Here is an 18,277-nt window from a genome sequence, read left to right on the forward strand (position 1 = left end):
AGAAAAGCAGGAGGATTTTTTGCGCCTTTTTCTATTTTTTCTTAGCTTCTTCACAGCTTTAACCGTTTCCTATTTTTCATTAGAGACCGGCTCAAAACTGGGCGTATCTTCCAGGAATAAGGACTATCCAAAATTGGAGGCACATCCCCTCAAAATTGAGGAGAACTTTCATGGTCTCTCCAAAATTGGGGAAGCCTAACGCAGATTTGCGTTGAGCGGTTTCTATCAACCATTTGGCAGGAGGACAATCTGTCAAAACTTAATCCGGGACATTTTTATTGACAGCTGGGGGCGGTCGGTGTAGGGGAGTTCTCCCAAATCGGCTCCATATACTGGGGGGATGCTCCCACCTGATATAAAACTGCCCGATTTCCTCTTTTTCATCTCTAGGTAATACTTTATACCCGTCCGGTTTTAAAATGGAAAATCACCTGTTTTCACCCCGGTTGCAATCGGCGTTCAAAAGATTTCTTTTTAACTGCTCCGCATGTTGTGTCCGCTGTTCGTCTGTCAATGCTCTGCCAGGAACAATCTTCACCCAACTAACCGGGATATGAGCGCAAATACTCCCGTCTTTATTCTCGGCCACGATCTGACATTTCTCTGGATGCTCCTTCGCCAGCTTCCGAACTCTGCTTATTGTTCTTTTCTGGGACAGGCTGACCGTAGCCCTTGTCTGATCTCGAATCCATTCGATCACATTTTCCACGTAACCTTCATAATCACACAATGCCAGTTCCTTTACATTGCATCCGACCGCGTCCGCGATAATCTCGATCACTTCCAGGTCTGCAAATTGATTTTCCAGAATCCATGAAAAGGCCTTTACTGTCATTCCGGCCATTCTTGCCACATCAGCATCTTTTAATTTTTTTCCCTTGACACTTCTTTGTATCTGACTGTATTTAATCTCATAATATACCATCCTTCCTGTTAGGCTTCTCTGTCTGTCCGGCAATCTTGACATTTCTCAACATCCTCCTGCCCGCTGAAAGCAGGAGGACATCGGACAACACGAGGCCATATAATTGTTTGTTTTGAAAAAAGTCTCATTGCGACCTTTGTGTTTGTTTCGTTTCGTTTTACAGAAACCTTGTATTTTCTTAGGATTTCTTAGGCCCGTACCGCATACAACATTCTTTCTTCTTGGTATCCAGCATAAAGAATGTTCGCTTATGCCCGTTCGCTTTCCGCTATCCTACAAAATGGGAGAGTGCCGCTTGCGTACACTTGCATACAAAATTCCTAGCTTCGCCCATGCTTCACCCAGAAAAGGGGAGGGGCTTACGCGCGACCTGAGAGTAAAATGAAGCTCCACTCACCGGTCTCCCCAGAGACATTTCACTTCAATCAATAGGGGGGCCTGTCCTCCTGCCTTTTTAGGGCCTCTGATTTCTCTTTTTAGGGCCTCACAAATCTTATACACATTCATCCAACGAAAACAAATACCAAGGCCTGTAAATTCTATCAGAATTACCTTTCTTATTTTAGGCTGGTCTGGTATACTAATCATGTGACCGGCCTTGCGTATGTCCGTGTTACTTGCCCGGCGGAAGCGGCAACTTCCAAAGGGCTTTTTCTTTTCTCTATTATCTGGACTAAATCGTCTACCATATGCACCGCCAAATCTGCGGCGAAGTATTTTCGGCAAATCTCATAGCCTTCCTTCGCCATCTGTTCCAACAGACTTTCATCCGGCGGCTCGTCTCGGTATTTCTTCCACCAGGAAAATATATCATTGAAAGCGTTGGTTACGTCCTTATTATTCAATATGTCACCTCTCAGTGATACAGAATTTCTCGCCGTACCCGTACGGGGCCTCCACACAATCAGACAGTAGACTAAGATATAGTTCAACACCTTTCAGGGCTGACGCGATCTGATCAAGACGATCTATTTCCATTGCCTTTAAGATGTCTAGTCCTCCATACTTTGTGGCCAACTCTTGCCATTGCATTAGTTCCTGTTCAAATTCTAATTTATCCATACTTCATTTCTCCTTTGATATATAACTGTCCCTATGTCCCAACTGTCCCTATCTGTCCGAACTATCCGGGACACTTGGGACGGATGGGACAGTATGATCACTTGGGACGGATGGGACAGTAAAAACATAAACCCTCTTCCTATTCCCTCCTGCTTTTCTTCCGAAATTCACTTCAATCCCATCCAACCAAAAATGATTGCTAAACCGGTTAATCCACTTACCTACGCTAGAAGCATCATCATAGATTCTTGAATTGAAGTATTTACTGGCTTCTATGATTTCGCTTGCACCGCCTTCCCAGGTTCCACCAGATTGATCTAAGAGCTTCTTGACAGTCTTTTTTATTGGTGATTGATCGTATTCCGATAGTTCCCGCTGTTTCTCAATTTCTTCGGCTGTTCCTATGTACTCCCACCGGAATGTTGATTTATTAAATCGAACTTTCAATTGCCTGGATTCCATATCTCGGCCTGTAATACTGAGAGTAGCTTCATTGGAGAATCGCTCGTCTTTCGTAATTACCCACGCAGAATCCAGCGCACCCATAATACCGACAGAACCGGAGAGTTCATTGAATACGTCGTTTGGGTCTTTCATTTTCCTGGTATGGTGGATTAGAAGCACACCAACATTATGAGTATCTGCAATTTTCTTAATCACACCCAGATCGTCATAGTCTCGGTCATATCCTGTTTGATTCTTCTTCGCAGCCGCCCGGACACGCTGGAATACATCTATCACAATAAGATGGATATCCGGATGATCTGTCAGTACTCCCTCAATTTGCTCTGCAAACCCATTTCCAATTGGCTTCACATCATCCTCCGCCGTAAGTAAATGAAAGTTTTCCGGCATCGGATTATTTCCTAATATTTGGCGGATCCGGTCGCGAGGCCGTCTCTTAGTACTCTCTAAATCAAGATACAGGCACGCGCTTTTCTTTGTTTTAAATCCCAAGAAATCCATTCCCTGACAGATACATAGGCAAAGGTCAATTGCCATGTAGGATTTATAGTACTTAGAGGGAGCACCCAACATGTTCAGACCTTCCGGAAGAATCGGTTCCACTAGATAGACAACAGGCGGAATCTCCATTTTATCTAACTCCGCAGCCGTCACGGGGTTCAACTTTGGTATTTCTTTTACCGGCCGGAATTTACCATCGTCTAACACCGCCTTATAAGGGGCTGTCCCGCCTTTATACTTGAAGGAGCTCTTCACAATGATTTCCACTTCTTTATCATCCAACGGTGGAACACATCGGGAATTATTCGTCGCTCTTACAGCGGCTAATATAGCTTCTTCTGCGTCCCCTCTTGCCCTCATGCTGCATGCCTGAGTAAATAAGGTTTTATTCCGTTCCCCTTCCGCTATGGTTTCCGGAGTGGTGAAAGTCTGCTCCTTTTCTGGCATCGGAAGGATGAAATCAAGCACTTTTCCATTTGCCGATGTCAAGGGCATGTCCTCCGGAGCGATCTCCCATTCATATGACCTTCCGTTTGGATGAACGCTAGGCGGCGCTACTACGTAGCCGCCATCTCCGCGGATATCCACACCCTCATAAATCCCTACCTTGCTCCTAACGGTAGAGTTATCTTTGTAAAACAGATGATATCCTCCCCTGCCCGTTATAGCCATCCAGGTTTCTGGAAGGTCTCCATGCTCCCGCTGCCACTCTTTTAGGACTTCATAACCGTTCAAGCCTTTATCTTCGTCAATATCCAGATCAATGACAAAAACCCCACCACTTATGGAACCAGTGGCTATTCCAATATTGTAATCTGGATGCTTGTCCCACCAACGGGAAATTTCCTCTCTGTCCGTGGTAGCCGAATGGAATCCATTCTCCGTTGCCGGAAACTTACTTTTGGGCTTCAAAGGGAATACCGCAAGGCCCAGGCTGGCATAATATAAAGCCTGTTCTTTTAATTTTATTGTGCTTGGCAAATAAGTTCCCTCCCGCTATTCCGCCAGAGTATCTAGGTAGTGGCGAACTTTTTCCACGTTATACAAAACTCGCTTCCCTACCTGAAACCTGGCATTAGCATCGGTCCCGATCTTGACCGCTGTAGCTCTGCCGCAATCAAGAATTCCTGCTAGAGTATTCGCGCTGACTGCTACCATGCTAGACAATGGAATTTTCTGTTTTCTGGTCGCTCTCATCAAATCGCCTCCTTTAGTTTTTGCAAGGCTTCAAGGACGGCCTGTTCTTTGTCCGGGCTTAAAGGTTTCCTTAGCCATTTGCAAAAGGTAACGTCTGAGACTCCTATTGTATCTGCAACCTGCCATTGAAAAAGCCCAGCGTTTTTAATTTTTTCTTTTAATTCAAGATTTGACATCATTGTCTCCCTTCTTAGTATTATTTTTATTATCAACCTTATTATAGCATACTATATTTTGAACGCAAATCGGGGGAAAATACTATATATAGTTTTTCTCGTTTTTGATTTATAAATGAGTAGCGGAATTCGTTTTCCTTAAAGAGGGAAATTTTTTCCGATATCGGTAACTTTTTTCCGGAATCCGGAAAAATTTTTCGGTATATATATCGTGCAAAAAAAGATACACAAACACAATATGTTGTGTTTTACCAGACAGTATTATAAAAATAAAATTTTTATTAAATTTTGAGAAGCATAAATCCAATAGATTCGAGATAATTTTATAAAATATGATAAGAAAAAGCTAGAAGAAAGAGTTCCCCGAATAGCGTATTTACATTATTTATAATGTCGCAGGCAGAAACAAATAAATCGTAATGCCGCCGAGTTGTGTCTGTAAGTGAACTGCATGATTTACAAAAAATTTACAAAATGAGATAGAAGAGGACAAAACGAGATAAAAGGAAAGTGCCAGAAAATGGCGTAAATACGTCATTCATGGCACTTGACGGAATCAGTTAAAAACATAAAGTCACAACACCAGCTTCCCAAGCTGGATAGGCGGGTTCGATTCCCGTTATCCGCTTTTTTTGTGCAATAAAGCGAAATAGAATGAAAAACGGCGGGTCAGCTTATCCGAAAAGCTGACCCGCCGTTTTTTATACCGGGAAAGGCGGTTCCCCTTGATCCGGAAAACGGGATTGGGGTTAGTGGGACAGAAATCCCTTTCCAATAATCTCACTGGAGTTTTGGATAAACAGGAAAGCGTGAGGGTCCACTTTTTTTACATAGCTGACCAGCGCCCGCGTTTCTTTTGTCTTTACCGCGGCGTAGATGATCGTCTTGTGGCTGCCGGTATAGGAGCCGGTGGCTCCGGTCTGAGTGGAGCCGTGGTGCAGGGTGTTGTTGATGTAATCGACGATCAGGTCCGGCTTGCTGCACACAATGGTGAAATATTTGTTCCGGTTCATGCTGGCGATCATACTGTCAATGATCAAGGATTTTACCACCAGGCCGACCAGGGAAAAGAGACCGGTTTCCACTCCGAATACAAAAAACGAGGAGGCTGCCAGCACCGCATCGGTGCAAAGCAGGGCCATGCCGATGTTCAGGCTGGAATACTTTTTCATGATCATCGCAAGAACCTCGGTGCCCCCGGTGGAAGAATCCAAGCGGAAGAGCAGGGCGGAGCCTGCGGCCGGTACGGCGATCGCATAGATCAGCTCTAAGATTGGCTGATGGGTCAGAGGTCCGCTCATGGGGAAAATCCATTCGAAGGCGGAGAGCATCGCGGTGAAAACCAACGTTCCATAGACGGTTTTCAATCCGCAGTCTTTTCCCAGGAAAATCCATCCCAAAATCATAAACAGAATGTTCAGGATCATACTGACCGTGGAGGCTGTCAGCGGAGTCAGCTTGGCAACTACCGTTGCAAAACCGGTCACGCCGCCGAAGGCAAAGTTATTGGGGAATTTGAACAAGTATACGCCGAGGGCCACGAGAAAAGCGCCGAAAGTGATGATCGCGTATTCCTTTGCAGTATTGTTTTTCATGATATCCTCCGGTTAATCCAACAGTGTATATTCCAGGAATTCCCGGAGCAGGCGGCTGCCTTCCCGGATCGCTTCCGGAAGCAGAGCTCGCGCCACGGAAATAGGCTCCGCCTGTTCGTCCTCCAGGCGTCGGAGAATGGCGTAGTCCCCGTCAATTTTCAAGACCAAATATTTTGTCGGCGTCATATCAATCATGGAAGAATCTCCTTTTCTATAAAGTTTCCTTATCTGCCTCTTTTGATTCCTTATGATTCTTTACACAAGGATACCTGTCTTCCGGACGCAGGAACGGCGTCCGAAAAACAGGCATGGATATTATAGCATGATGATTCTATTTTTCCTAGAGAAATGTCCTTTCGCTATCCTTTCTTTTTCCCGCTTTTTCTTAATAAAAGAAGCTGGTGGGCAAAGAGAGGCACTGCCGAAAGCGCCAGCAGGAACCCCCACTCGTGAAGGGCCAGCGGCGCCGTGCCGAAAATCCGGATCAGCACCGGGATTTCCGTGACCGCGGCCTGAAGTCCAAGGCCTAAAAAGAGGGCCAGGAACATCATGGGATTTTGCAGATGGTTCATCTCGAAAATCGACTTCCGTTGATTTCTCATGCCGATGGCGTGGAAGAGCTGGGACACGCCCAATGTGGTAAAGGCGTAGGTCTGAGCTCTGGCCAGTACGGCAGGAGTTTCCAGCGCAACCCGGAGATTGCCAAGAGTCAGTTCCATATCCATCTGGCGAAGCATCAGCACCGGAAGCATGAGAAACGCAAACAGGCTGATTCCTGCGATCAGGAAACCATAAAAACAGGTGCAAAACCAGCCGCCGTGAGCCATCAGACTTTCCTCTGGATCACGGGGAGGATCGTGCATCAGCAGGGCGTCCTCATTTTTGTCCATCCCCAGAGCCAGGGCAGGCAGAGAGTCGGTGATCAAATTGACCCAGAGGATATGGATGGCCTGCAAGGGAACCGCCAATCCGGCTGCCACGGCGGTAAACATCGTCATGATCTCGCCGAAATTGGAGGAGAGCAGGAACAGCACGGATTTCCGAATGTTCTCATAGATCCCTCGTCCTCCGGCAATGGCCTTTTCAATGGTGGCAAAATTGTCGTCGGTCAGAATCATATCCGCAGCACCTTTGGCTACATCTGTGCCGCATTTGCCCATGGCAATGCCGATATCTGCGGTTTTTAAGGAGGGGGCGTCGTTGACGCCGTCGCCTGTCATTGCGGCGAGGTGGCCGGATTTCTGGAATGCCTTGACGATTCGCACTTTATGGCCGGGCGAGACACGTGCAAATACCCGGCAGTTGGTGATTTTTTGTTCCAATTCCTCGTCGGAGAGGCGGTCCAGCTCTTCTCCGGTCAGACACTGGGACGGTTGGTCGGCCAGTTCCAGCTCCTTGGCAATGGAGAAGGCGGTGTTTTTGTGGTCTCCGGTGATCATTACGGTCTGAATTCCCGCTTCACGGAACCGGCGGATCGCCGGAAGGGATTCCGGACGAACCGGGTCTTTCATACCGACTAAGCCAAGAAACACGTTGTCTTCCGCCAGCGCCAGGACGCGAAGTCCTTCGCCGGACATGGTTTCCACCGCCTGCTCGATGGTCCGGCGCGCCGACGCAGTCAGCGGTTTGACGGATCCATAGGAGGCCAGCTCCGTACATTTTGCCAAAACCACGTCGGAGGCTCCTTTTATATAGGAAATAAGACGGCCGTTTTTCTTGTGACGGGTCGCCATCCGGCGGGCTTCGGAGGAGAAGGGCTGTTCGTCGACCCTCGGATAGCGAATTTCCAGAGCTTCTTTGTAGACCTTATGGGACGCAGCCCAATCCAGCAGCGCCAGTTCGGTGGGATCCCCGATCCGCTGGCGTCCCGCCAGGATCGCATTATTGCAGAGGACAAATCCGTCTAAGAGGCGGGACGGTTTCCGCTCGGAGGCGGAGGTAATCTTTCCGTTCTCGTAATAGGCAGTGACGGTCATTCGGTTTTGTGTCAGTGTTCCGGTCTTATCGGAGCAGACTACGGATACGGAGCCGAGTGTTTCCACCGACGGCATTTTGCGGACAATGGTGCCTGCGGAAGCCAGGCGGCTGACCCCGATGGCAAGCACGATGGTCACGATGGCTGGAAGGCCCTCCGGAACCGCCGCCACTGCCAGAGAGATTGCGGTGACCAGCATTTCAGGGACATCCCGTCCCATGGCCAGCGCTAGGGCGAACAGAAGGGCGCAGAGAACCAGCGCCAGAATGCTCAGGGATTTTCCCAGTTTGCCGAGGCGTTTTTGCAGCGGTGTCTGGGACGACTCGCTTTTGTGAATCAGGGCAGCGATTTTACCGATTTCCGTGTCCATCCCGATCTTGGTTACGACGCCCTCCCCGCGTCCGTCGGTGATCAGTGTGGACATGAAAACGGACTGCCCGGCAGATTTGTGGACGGGCAGGGATTCCCCGGTCAAAGCGGATTCTTCCACCGCAAGGTGGGACGCCTCGGTCAGTTGGATGTCCGCGGGGACCTGATCCCCGGCTTCCAATAGAACCACATCCCCCGGTTCCAGGGATACTGCGGGAACGCGGCGGACTGTTCCGCCCTTGCGGATGAGGGCCGTGGGGCTCGTCATCTTTTTCAGCGCGGCCAGGGCGTGCTCTGCTTTTCCTTCCTGAATCACTCCAAATACGCCGTTGAAAATGACGACGGCCAGGATGACGATTACGTCGCTGTATTCGGACAGGAGCAAAGAGATGGCGGCCGCTGCAAAAAGGACGAAGGTGAACGGGTTGTTGAGCTGGGAGACAAACTTTTCCAGTACGGAGGGCGGTGCCTCCTCAATCAGGCGATTTTCGTTCTTCATGGTACAATGTATGGAAAAGCATGGCTTCCTATGCGGACAATTTCCCTAGGTTGATATTAACCCTCCCTTACGACGGTGACGGTCAAAAGAAGATTGGAGTAAGGGCGCAGATCGCCGCTCATGATGGCAAGGCGGACGTCCTTTCCCTCGCATGTTTCATAGAACGGGAAGCGGCCGCAAGGTTCCAGGGGGAGATCCTCCAGTATTTCCCGGTATTCGCGAAAAACTTCCGGTTCCGGGCCTTCCGGCGCCATGACCTGCACCCGCTCTACCTGGATGACGCTGAGCAGGCTTTTGAGAATATCCGTGGAGGTGGGAAGGCCGCGGGAAAGGCCGAGATAGATCCGCTCTGCCTCGCCGGACCGGCTTTGCAGCGGGTAATTGGCGCTGCCGATTAAGATTTTGTCCCCATGGCCGCAGTAGGAGAGGGCGGAGAGAAGGGGCGGGTGGATACATCCGGTTTTTAACATGGTTCCTCCTTTGGCATTTTTCCAAAAATCAAAAAGCCATTTGATATTGTAGGAAAAATACGATAAATATTTTATTCATTTCATTATAATAAAACTAGAAGAAAAGTACAAGGAAAATAGAGGGAAAAGGAGAGGCGATGATAACGTATCGGTTGAAATTGAATTCACTCAGGATTTGTGCTATACTTTTCCCTGGACAGAAACAAAAGAATTTGAGGTTACAAAATGGAAAAATGGGTGCTGGAGGCAAAGCGGGCTGATTTTCAGGGGCTGGGACGCCGGTTTGGCGTTGATCCGCTGATCATCCGGCTGATGGTGAACCGCGGCGTCTGCACAGAAGCAGAAATGGAGCAGTATTTGTACGGAACCCTGGAGGATTTGAATTCTCCGGGACTGATGAAAGATATGGAAAAAGCGGCTTTCGCCGTTCTTCGCACCATAAAAGCCGGGCTGCCCATTGTCATCGCGTCGGATTTTGATGTGGATGGGATTTTCTCCGGTCAGATTCTATGGGAGGGGCTGCGCCACCTGGGGGCGTCGGCCGGAGTCAAGACGCCTCACCGTGTCAAAGAGGGGTATGGGCTGAATCAGAGGATCGTGGAAGAAGCGGCCGCGGAGGGCGCCGGTCTCCTTTTGACCTGCGACAATGGCATTGCGGCCTTTGAGGCGGCGGAGAGAGCGGCGGAATTGGGGATTCCCTTGGTGGTGACGGATCATCATGAGGTGGCGTTTCGGAAAGAAGCGGATGGGAGCCGGACTTACCTGCTGCCGAAGGCGGAGGCGATCCTGGATCCCAAGCAGAAAGACTGTCCATATCCTTTTAAAAAACTTTGCGGCGCAGGAGTCGCCTATAAGCTGATCCAGTATTTATACGAAAAACAGGGAATCCCTGCGAAGGATCTGGAATTTCTGCTGGAGTATGTGGCGATCGCCACCGTGGCGGATGTGATGGATCTGGAAGGGGAAAATCGAATTCTGGTCAAGGAGGGGCTAAAGAGGCTGCGCCGCACCGAAAAACCGGGATTAAAGGCTTTAATCGACGCCAACCAGCTGGCCAAGGATCGTCTCAGCGCTTATCACATTGGCTTTGTCCTGGGGCCCTGCTTTAATGCGGCCGGGCGTTTGGAGACTGCGGCGGAGGCCTTTGCACTCCTGACGGCGCAGACCTTGGAGGAGGCGGAGCCGCTGGCCAGACAATTAAAAGCCTTGAATGATTCCCGCAAAGAAATGACGGTGAAGGGGACGGAGCGGGCGATCGAGGCGATTGAAAACTCTTCCCTGAAGAATGACAAGGTGATGGTCGTTTCCTTGGAAAACTGCCACGAAAGCCTGGTTGGAATTATTGCCGGACGGATCAAGGAGCGGTATCACCGGCCGGTGATCGTGGTGACTCAGGTGGAGGAGGGGGTGAAAGGCTCCGGCCGTTCCATTGAAGCCTACAATATGTTTGAGGGGCTTCAGGCATGCCGGCATCTGATGAGCCGGTTCGGAGGCCATGCGATGGCGGCCGGACTCACTCTCCCGAAGGAGAATCTTCCTATATTAAGGGAACAATTAAATCGGGAAGCAAATCTGACGGAAGAGGACTTTGTTCCGATCATAAAAATTGACGCTGCGATGCCTCTTGGCTATATCAGTGAAAAGCTGGTGGAAGAGCTGGAGCTTTTGGAGCCCTTTGGAAAAGGAAATCCGAAGCCGCTGTTTGCAGAAAAGCAGTTTTGGCTGCGCCGGATCTCACTGGTCGGGAAAACAAGGCCGATTGTGAAGCTTCAGGTACAGAATGCGGCTGGGACAGTGCTGGACGCGATTTACTTTGGGGATGCGGAGGAATTTGAACGGCAGGTGACGGAAACGTTCGGCCGGTCCGCCTGGGAACAGGCCTTGCAGGGCAGGAAAAACGAAATCTGTCTGATGCTTGCTTATTATCCCTCAATCAATGAATATATGGGCCGCCGCAATCTCCAGATTGTGGTGGAAAATTATTGCTGCTGAAACATGCGGGGATGTATCTAAAGCCCAAAGGAAAAGGGCAACATTTTTGAAAGGAGATAGGGATGAAACGGTTAGAAGATTATGTGGTTAGTATTCCGGATTTTCCGAAGAAGGGGATTATTTTTCGGGATGTAACCAGTGTTTTGCAGGATCCTGACGGCTTTTTTTTGGCAGTCCATCGCTTGGAGGAGATGCTGGAGGGAGTGGATTTTGATGTGGTGGTCGGCGCGGAAGCCAGAGGGTTTGTTTTCGCGGCGCCCATTGCCGAGCATTTTCACAAAGGATTTATTCCGATCCGGAAGGCGGGAAAGCTGCCGCGGGAAACGATTTCCGAAAGCTATGCGCTGGAATACGGGGAAGCCACCATTGAAATTCATAAAGACGCCATTCATCCCGGACAGAAAGTGGTGCTGGTGGATGATTTGATTGCCACCGGCGGGACCACGGAAGCCATGATCCATCTGGTGGAGCGTCTGGGGGGACAGGTAGTAAAGCTTTGTTTCTTGATGGAGCTGGCCGGACTAAAGGGAAGAGAGCGCCTGAAAGGTTATGAGATTGAGAGCGCGATCTGGTATGAGGGTGCCTGATGATCACGAGCACATCCAATGCACAGGTAAAACAGGTGGTGGGTTTGCAGACTAAGGCCAAGGCCAGGATAGAATCCGGACTTTTTATTGCGGAAGGAACGAAAATAATTAAGGAACTTCCGGAATCGCTGCGAATTCGTGTGTTTGCATCCGAGTCTTACTTAATTAATAAAGAAAATGCGGATTTTGCCTCCCAGGTGGGGGCTGAGCCCATACCAGATGTAGTGTTTCGCCATATGTCGGATACGAAAACACCTCAGGGGATTCTTGCAGTGGCAAAACAGAAGAAATTTGTCTGGGAAGACTTGCTTTCCGGAGGCCCGGTGATGGTTTTGGAGAGCATTCAAGATCCGGGAAATTTGGGAACAATTTTACGCACCGGGGAGGCGGCGGGAATCGGGGGGATTCTGGCGAACCGCGAGACGGCCGACCGCTATAATCCGAAGGTGGTGCGGGCCACGATGGGGGCAATCTACCGGGTCCCTTACTATGTGTCCGAAGACCTTGAGGCAGATGTAAAAAGCTTGAAAATGCGAGGTTTTCAAGTGTATGCCGCCCATCTGAAAGGCACAGCTTTTTATGATCAGGAAGACTACCGGAAATCCACCGCATTTTTAATCGGGAACGAGGGGAACGGTTTGACGGAGTCTCTGGCCTCGTTGGCGGATACCTATATCCGGATTCCGATGGAAGGAAAGGTGGAGTCGCTGAATGCTGCGGTGGCTGCCTCTATTTTAATGTATGAAGCTTACCGGCAGAACCGGTGAGGGGGAAAGTAAGAGAAAGTGTCGAAAGACACTTTCTTTTTTTCTTTTCAGGTGGGGGAGCAGACCACAAAATGTTGTGTTTTGGACCGGAAAGTGGGAGGGGGTTGACTTTTTTCGTTAATGATGCTATATTCTTTTTGTAACATTTATGTAATAAACTTCGTATCTTGGTAATATAATTACAAAAAAAGAGTAAGAAATCAGGAGGTTCTTATGAAGAGGAAAAAAAGCGACGTAGTCATATACGTTGTTATCGCCGCTGTGTTTTGCCTCCAGCTGACTTATACGGCAGTAAGAACAGATAAAGTAAGTCAGGTAGAGGCAGCAGGTGTCTCCGCCGTTTTGGAAGAAGAACATGGATCGGAGGATGCGGAAACTCTTCCTATGGTAGATATCCATGGACAGATCGCTCAGCTTGCGGCGACGCTTCCGAATCAGGCAGGAGAACCCACGACGGATCCTGCACAGGAGACTTCGGCAGCGGATCCCGCGGAGACGGCTCCGGCAGAGACCGCTCCGGCGGAACCGGAAAGCCGGTTGAAGTTTGCCGAGGGAATCGATGTGGCTGCTCTGGAAGCGGAGGCGGCGGAAGCTGCGGCCAGCAAAGCGGCCCAGGAGACTCCGGCTGTGGATGAGACGAAGCTCTCCGCGGCGGAACTTCGCGCAGAGCAGGCGGCCGAGGAGAACGCCCCGGAAACCCAGGCGGCGGATTCTTCCGCAGCGAACACGGATGCCCCGGCTCCCGCGGCGGAACCGCAGATGAGCGTGGTAAACGCTAGCGTTGCTCTGAATGTCCGCGAGACTCCCGGAGAAGACGGGGAATTGGTGGGACGCCTGTACCGCGGCGCCGGAGCCAAGATTCAGGAGATCAACGGCGAGTGGAGCAAAGTTTTGTCCGGCGAAGTAAACGGATGGGTGCTGAGCTCTTATCTGGTGACCGGCGAGGATGCGGAAGCTCTGGTGGCGGAAATAAATCCCCAGGTTGCCACGGTGGTGACCGACGAACTTTGCGTGCGGACCGGCCCGGACGAAGAAGCGGACCTGTTGGCCGTAGCGGTGAAGGGGATGCACTTTACCGTGCTGGAAGTCCAGGATTCCTGGATCAAGATTCAGCTGACGACCCAGGTGGTCGGCTATGTACATTCCGATTATGTTTCCGTTGCATCCGGACTTTCCGTGGGCATGACGATCTCCGAGGAAGCAGAGCTTCAGGAAGAAGTGAACGAGCGGGAGGAAGCCCGTCAGGCGGCGGCGGAAGAGGCGGCTGCAAGAAGAGAAGCGCAGGAGTCTAAGAAGAGCAGTTCTTCGGGGAAGAGCAGTTCCTCCGGAAAAAGCGGTTCCAGCTCTTCCAGCAAGAATAACTCCAGCAGTTCCAGCGACTCGGACGAAGGCTCCGGTTCCAGCAGCTCCAAGGATGGCTGGAGAAGCCTGGGAACCTTTAAGATCACGGCCTACTGCCCTTGCTCCAAATGCAACGGCAGCAATGCCGGAAAGACGGCGACCGGGGCGGATATGGAGCCCGGCTATACCATCGCAGTGGATTCTTCTGTTATCTCCTTGGGATCCCTGGTGAAGATTGAAGGCAAAGACGGCGTGTACTGCGCACAGGATACCGGCGTATCCGGCCACACCATCGATCTGCTGGTTTCGTCTCACTCGAAGACCTATGATTGGGGCGTCCGTTACCGCGAGGTTTGGGTAGAAGATTAATGATTAAAAATTGCGTGTCGGTTTTAATACCGGCACGTTTTTTTTGCTTCCTTAAAGTATAGGCAATCCTTGCCCAATAGAGTTGAAAAATATTGCACGGCAAGTGATTGTTTGTTATACTTAACCTGTCCCTTATCAGATATGACGAGATGGAATTGGAGATGGAGCGATGAGAAAGAGAAAGGTAAAGCAAGCGGTTGCCATGGTTCTTTTGATCGGGTTGCTGGGCGGATGCGCCTCTAAGAATCCGGCGGACGATCCTACGCGGGCGGCGGCTAAGGAAACGGGGAAGAAAGAAACCACTTTGGCAGCGGACACCACAAAAGCAGAGGACACGACAAAGGCGGATAACGATGTGAAATCTCTACTGAATTATATGGTGTACCGGCCGTCTCTGGCCTCCTCCGCGGGAGCCGAGGAAGCGGTGGGAAGCCTGCTCCCTAGTGTGGAACCGTATACCGTGGAGCCTGGGCTGAGCAATGTAGAGAATTTGAACCAGTTTTATCTGACGGAGGAGATGACGTCTAAACTAGGGCAGAACGGGTTTGTCGTATCCAGCTCTTACGGCAAAGAGTTCTTTGAGATTTACGAGTCGAACCGCTATGCACAGATCCCGAATTTTGTAACGGTGGATTCTCTGATGCACACCTACCACGTGTATTTCAGTTATCTGTTAAAGAATGTGGAAAAAGAGCATCTAACGGGCTGCGTGGAACAGCTAAGCAAACGGATGCTGAACGACAGCATTGCCCAGTATCAGCAGCTGGCGGGGAGCCAATGGGAGAATGCGGCTAAGAGAAACGTCGCTTTCTTTACCGTCGGGGCCAAACTGCAAGACGACAGTGTCGTTGCAGAAGACTATGTGTCCGGCATGGTGGAGCAGGAAATGGACGCCATCCGGCAGGCGTCGGGGATATCCGTATCGCAGATTACCGGCGAGAATGAGGACTATACGCAGTATATTCCGCGCGGCTACTATGAAGGGGATGCCGGGCTGGAGTCTTATTTCCGGGCGATGATGTGGTACGGCAGAATGCACTTTGCTCAGGATGACGAGGAGATGCAAAGAAGCGCGGTCCTTATGACAAAAGCTCTGACGGACGATTCGGAGGCTTACAGCCTGTGGGAAGGAATCTATGCGGTGACCTCCTTCTTTGCGGGAGCCAGCGATGATATCACTGCCTTTGATTATAAGCAGGTGTTGGATGCGGTCTACGGGGCGGATGCGTCGACCGAGGACCTAAAGACCGATGACGCGGCATTCCAGGATTTCTGTACGCTTTCGATGTCGCTCCCGGATCCCCAGATCAATTCAATCCCCATTGAGGACGGGGAAGAGAATACGATTTTAGGATTTCGCTTCATGGGACAGCGGTTCAGCATCGATGCGTCCATCATGCAGAAGCTGATTTACAGCGAAGTGGGAGAAAACAGCGGGGGAGCGAAGCGGATGCTTCCGGACGTGCTGGATGTTCCGGCCGCCTTGGGCAGCGAGGCCGCTCTGAGTATTTTGGAAGAAAACGGCGCGACGGATTACAAGGGATACTCAGAAAATCTGACAAAATTGAAAAATGGTCTATCGAAGGAAAATGAAACCTTGTGGTCGGCAAGTCTATATGCTGGCTGGCTCAATACATTGCGCCCTCTGCTGGAAGAAAAGGGCGAAGGTTATCCGATGTTTATGCAAAACGAAGAATGGGCCAAGAAAAGTTTGGAGTGTTTTGCGGGCAGCTTTACGGAGCTTAAGCATGATACAGTGCTCTACTCCAAACAGGTGATGGCGGAGATGGGCGGCGGTTTCAACGAAGAGATTGACGACAGAGGCTATGTGGAACCGGAGCCGTTGGTGTATGCCCGTTTTGCCAAGCTTGCCGCATCCACTGCTCAGGGGCTGAAAAATTACGGAATGCTGCCTGACGCGGCGGAAGAAAGCTTGTCCCGGCTGGCTACAATGGCGGAACAGTTGATGGAAATTTCCAAGAAGGAACTGCAAGACGAAACGCTGACCGAGGAGGAGTATACTCTGATCAAGGATTACGGCGGCAATATCGAACATTTTTGGGTCGAGGCGATGAGAGCGGAAGGATTGTCCGAGGAGATACACTCCCAGGAATACCCGGCTGCGCTTGTGGTTGACATAGCGACGGATCCCAACGGCTCTGTGCTGGAGGCGGCGACCGGGAACCCGTCCACGATCTATGTGGTGGTCAAGGTGGATGGAAAGCTGAGAATTGCGTCCGGCAGCGTCTATTCTTTCTATCAATTTGCCTGGCCGATGGATGACCGTCTGACCGACTCCAAGTGGCGGCAGATGCAGGGCATACAGCCGAACGAGGGCGGTTTTTATGAAAATAGCGGGCAAATCTCCCAGCCGGAATGGACGGAAAGCTATCGGTGTAATTATGATTAAGCGCAAGGGCCTGAAGATCGGGCTTTTGGTATTGGCGGCGTCGGTGGTGACCGGCGCCGCTTTGTATCTGCTGTGGCAGATCGGTTTCTTTCTTCCGAGATGGATCGAGTGGAAGAGTGGGCCGGCGTCCGATTGTTCCGGTCTCTATAAATTGGAGATAAAGCAGCGGGAGGTCCGCCTTCTGAGAGATGGTGTTGAAATCTGGCGCCCGGAGAAAGGCATAAAGACTCAGCAGGCACTTTTCGGCGATATCGACTGCGATGGGGACGAGGAATTGCTTTTGCTCTGTTGGAAGGTGGGGCGGTATGGCGAGGAGAAGCCTTTTTGGGTGGAACAGGATGAGAGGAAATGGTCCCAGCACATTTTTGTGTATGAATATAAGGGGGAAACGGTCAGGCCAAAATGGATGTCCTCCTATCTTGGGCAGGATGTGACGGATATTGCCATGGGCAAGGAGGAACCTGCGTCAAACCGGCTTTTCTTGACCGACCGGCAGGGAAAAATCAGCTGCTGGTTTTGGGATTCCTGGGGCTTTGCCAAGGAGGAACGGGATGTTTTATTCTCCGTCTTTGGCGACAATCTGATCCATGAACCGATCTACCGCTACGGCTTGAATCATGGAGGTTCCTTTGACTTCCTGTTTGAGAATGTTGCGGATGCCGTATCCCAAAGTGATATCGCCGTAATCAATCAGGAAACTCCGCTTGTGGAGGATGCAAAGAAATACAGCGATTACCCACGATTCGGTACGCCGGTTCCGGTGGGGGAAGCGATTGCCGCCGCCGGGTTCGACGTGGTGACCTGCGCGACGAATCACGCATTGGATCAGGGACCGGACGGCGTGGACACGACAAAAAGTTTTTTCACTTCCCGTCAGATCGTCTGTCTGGGGATCCAGTCCAGGGAGGAGACGGAAGACCATGCCTTTGAAATCATGGAAAAGAATGGGATCCGCTTTGCGTTGTTCAATTATACCTACGGAACCAATGGGATCCGGCTTCCGGATGAAAATCCGTACATGGTACATCTCCTGGAGGATGAGGAAAAAATTCAAAACGATCTCCTGACTGCCAGGGACAAGGCGGATGTTGTCATTGTATTTGTGCATTGGGGTACCGAAAATTCCGGGCAGGCGGATGATTTTCAGAGAAAGTGGGCTCAGATTTTTTTGGAGAGCCAGGTGGATGTGGTGGTTGGCACGCATCCCCATGTGGCGCAGCCTTATGAATTGCTTGAGGGAAAAGAGGGGCATCGGATGCTGATTTACTATTCCATCGGGAATTTTGTCAGCGCGCAGCCGGAAAAAACAGCGGAAAAAGGTGGCATGGCCAGTTTTCGGATTTCACTGACGCCTTTCGGTTATGAAGTCACGGAATATGGTTTTAAGCGCCTGGTGATCCAATGGAAGGAAGACGGGAAATATGTGGCGGAGTGGAGGGAGGACGAGAAGGCGGAGGGCCGAAATTTTTTCCTGGATTAAAAAGAAAGGGAGCTGCTGCAAAAAGGGAGTTTCTACAAGCTGCGGTTTCGAATTGGCGGAACCAGCATTTTGGAGAAACGATTCTTTTGCGGCAGCT

The 18,277-nt window shown here is 50.5% G+C and carries 16 protein-coding genes; 6 read left to right on the forward strand and 10 right to left on the reverse strand.

From position 1 onward, the window contains the following. Positions 1 to 427 precede the first annotated feature (427 nt). The 10 genes from MUB23_RS00375 to MUB23_RS00420 form a co-directional block, all read right to left on the reverse strand. Positions 428 to 835 (reverse strand): hypothetical protein, encoded by a 408-nt coding sequence (locus MUB23_RS00375; protein WP_244798203.1) that lies wholly within the window; start codon positions 833 to 835, stop codon positions 428 to 430. 674 nt (positions 836 to 1,509) lie between these two features. Further along, complete coding sequence (locus MUB23_RS00380; RefSeq protein WP_244798204.1) at positions 1,510 to 1,770, reverse strand: hypothetical protein; 261 nt, start codon at positions 1,768 to 1,770, stop codon at positions 1,510 to 1,512. 4 nt (positions 1,771 to 1,774) lie between these two features. Beyond that, positions 1,775 to 1,987 carry a hypothetical protein gene (locus MUB23_RS00385; protein ID WP_244798205.1) on the reverse strand — a complete coding sequence of 71 codons (213 nt, stop codon included), beginning with the start codon at positions 1,985 to 1,987 and terminating at the stop codon, positions 1,775 to 1,777. A 48-nt stretch (positions 1,988 to 2,035) separates the two neighbouring features. Continuing rightward, a complete protein-coding gene (locus MUB23_RS00390; protein ID WP_244798206.1) occupies positions 2,036 to 3,934 on the reverse strand; it encodes a bifunctional DNA primase/polymerase in 1,899 nt (632 codons plus the stop codon). A 15-nt stretch (positions 3,935 to 3,949) separates the two neighbouring features. After that, complete coding sequence (locus tag MUB23_RS00395) at positions 3,950 to 4,150, reverse strand: hypothetical protein (RefSeq protein WP_244798207.1); 201 nt, start codon at positions 4,148 to 4,150, stop codon at positions 3,950 to 3,952. Continuing rightward, complete coding sequence (locus MUB23_RS00400) at positions 4,150 to 4,329, reverse strand: hypothetical protein (protein ID WP_244798208.1); 180 nt, start codon at positions 4,327 to 4,329, stop codon at positions 4,150 to 4,152. Before MUB23_RS00400 ends, MUB23_RS00395 begins: the two co-directional genes overlap by 1 nt. A 746-nt stretch (positions 4,330 to 5,075) precedes the next feature. Beyond that, positions 5,076 to 5,921: a YitT family protein gene (locus MUB23_RS00405; RefSeq protein ID WP_244798209.1), complete on the reverse strand. Its 846-nt coding sequence runs from the start codon at positions 5,919 to 5,921 to the stop codon at positions 5,076 to 5,078. Positions 5,922 to 5,933: 12 nt separating this feature from the next. Beyond that, a complete protein-coding gene (locus MUB23_RS00410; RefSeq protein WP_244798210.1) occupies positions 5,934 to 6,116 on the reverse strand; it encodes a DUF3006 domain-containing protein in 183 nt (60 codons plus the stop codon). A 164-nt stretch (positions 6,117 to 6,280) separates the two neighbouring features. Continuing rightward, positions 6,281 to 8,764 (reverse strand): cation-translocating P-type ATPase, encoded by a 2,484-nt coding sequence (locus MUB23_RS00415; RefSeq protein WP_244798211.1) that lies wholly within the window; start codon positions 8,762 to 8,764, stop codon positions 6,281 to 6,283. A 56-nt stretch (positions 8,765 to 8,820) separates the two neighbouring features. Next, complete coding sequence (locus MUB23_RS00420) at positions 8,821 to 9,234, reverse strand: RbsD/FucU family protein (protein WP_244798212.1); 414 nt, start codon at positions 9,232 to 9,234, stop codon at positions 8,821 to 8,823. Positions 9,235 to 9,459: 225 nt separating this feature from the next. On the opposite strand from MUB23_RS00420, the gene recJ reads away from it, so the two are divergent. From recJ to MUB23_RS00450, 6 genes are all read left to right on the forward strand, one after another. After that, complete coding sequence (gene recJ / locus MUB23_RS00425) at positions 9,460 to 11,226, forward strand: single-stranded-DNA-specific exonuclease RecJ (RefSeq protein WP_244798213.1); 1,767 nt, start codon at positions 9,460 to 9,462, stop codon at positions 11,224 to 11,226. A gap of 62 nt (positions 11,227 to 11,288) precedes the next feature. Next, positions 11,289 to 11,813 (forward strand): adenine phosphoribosyltransferase, encoded by a 525-nt coding sequence (locus MUB23_RS00430; RefSeq protein ID WP_244798214.1) that lies wholly within the window; start codon positions 11,289 to 11,291, stop codon positions 11,811 to 11,813. Beyond that, on the forward strand, positions 11,813 to 12,580 hold the full coding sequence (locus tag MUB23_RS00435; RefSeq protein WP_244798215.1) for a TrmH family RNA methyltransferase: 768 nt from the start codon (positions 11,813 to 11,815) through the stop codon (positions 12,578 to 12,580). The genes MUB23_RS00430 and MUB23_RS00435 overlap by 1 nt, the downstream gene beginning before the upstream one ends. A gap of 213 nt (positions 12,581 to 12,793) precedes the next feature. Further along, the gene (locus MUB23_RS00440) at positions 12,794 to 14,290 is read left to right on the forward strand and encodes an SH3 domain-containing protein (RefSeq protein ID WP_244798216.1); all 1,497 of its coding nucleotides are present in this window, start codon (positions 12,794 to 12,796) and stop codon (positions 14,288 to 14,290) included. A 169-nt stretch (positions 14,291 to 14,459) separates the two neighbouring features. Then, on the forward strand, positions 14,460 to 16,700 hold the full coding sequence (locus MUB23_RS00445; RefSeq protein WP_244798217.1) for a DUF3160 domain-containing protein: 2,241 nt from the start codon (positions 14,460 to 14,462) through the stop codon (positions 16,698 to 16,700). Continuing rightward, positions 16,693 to 18,180 (forward strand): CapA family protein, encoded by a 1,488-nt coding sequence (locus MUB23_RS00450; RefSeq protein WP_244798218.1) that lies wholly within the window; start codon positions 16,693 to 16,695, stop codon positions 18,178 to 18,180. The genes MUB23_RS00445 and MUB23_RS00450 overlap by 8 nt, the downstream gene beginning before the upstream one ends. Positions 18,181 to 18,277: the final 97 nt, after the last annotated feature.

The sequence above is a fragment of the Cuneatibacter sp. NSJ-177 genome (assembly GCF_022867805.1).
GTDB lineage: Bacteria > Bacillota > Clostridia > Lachnospirales > Lachnospiraceae > Pseudolachnospira.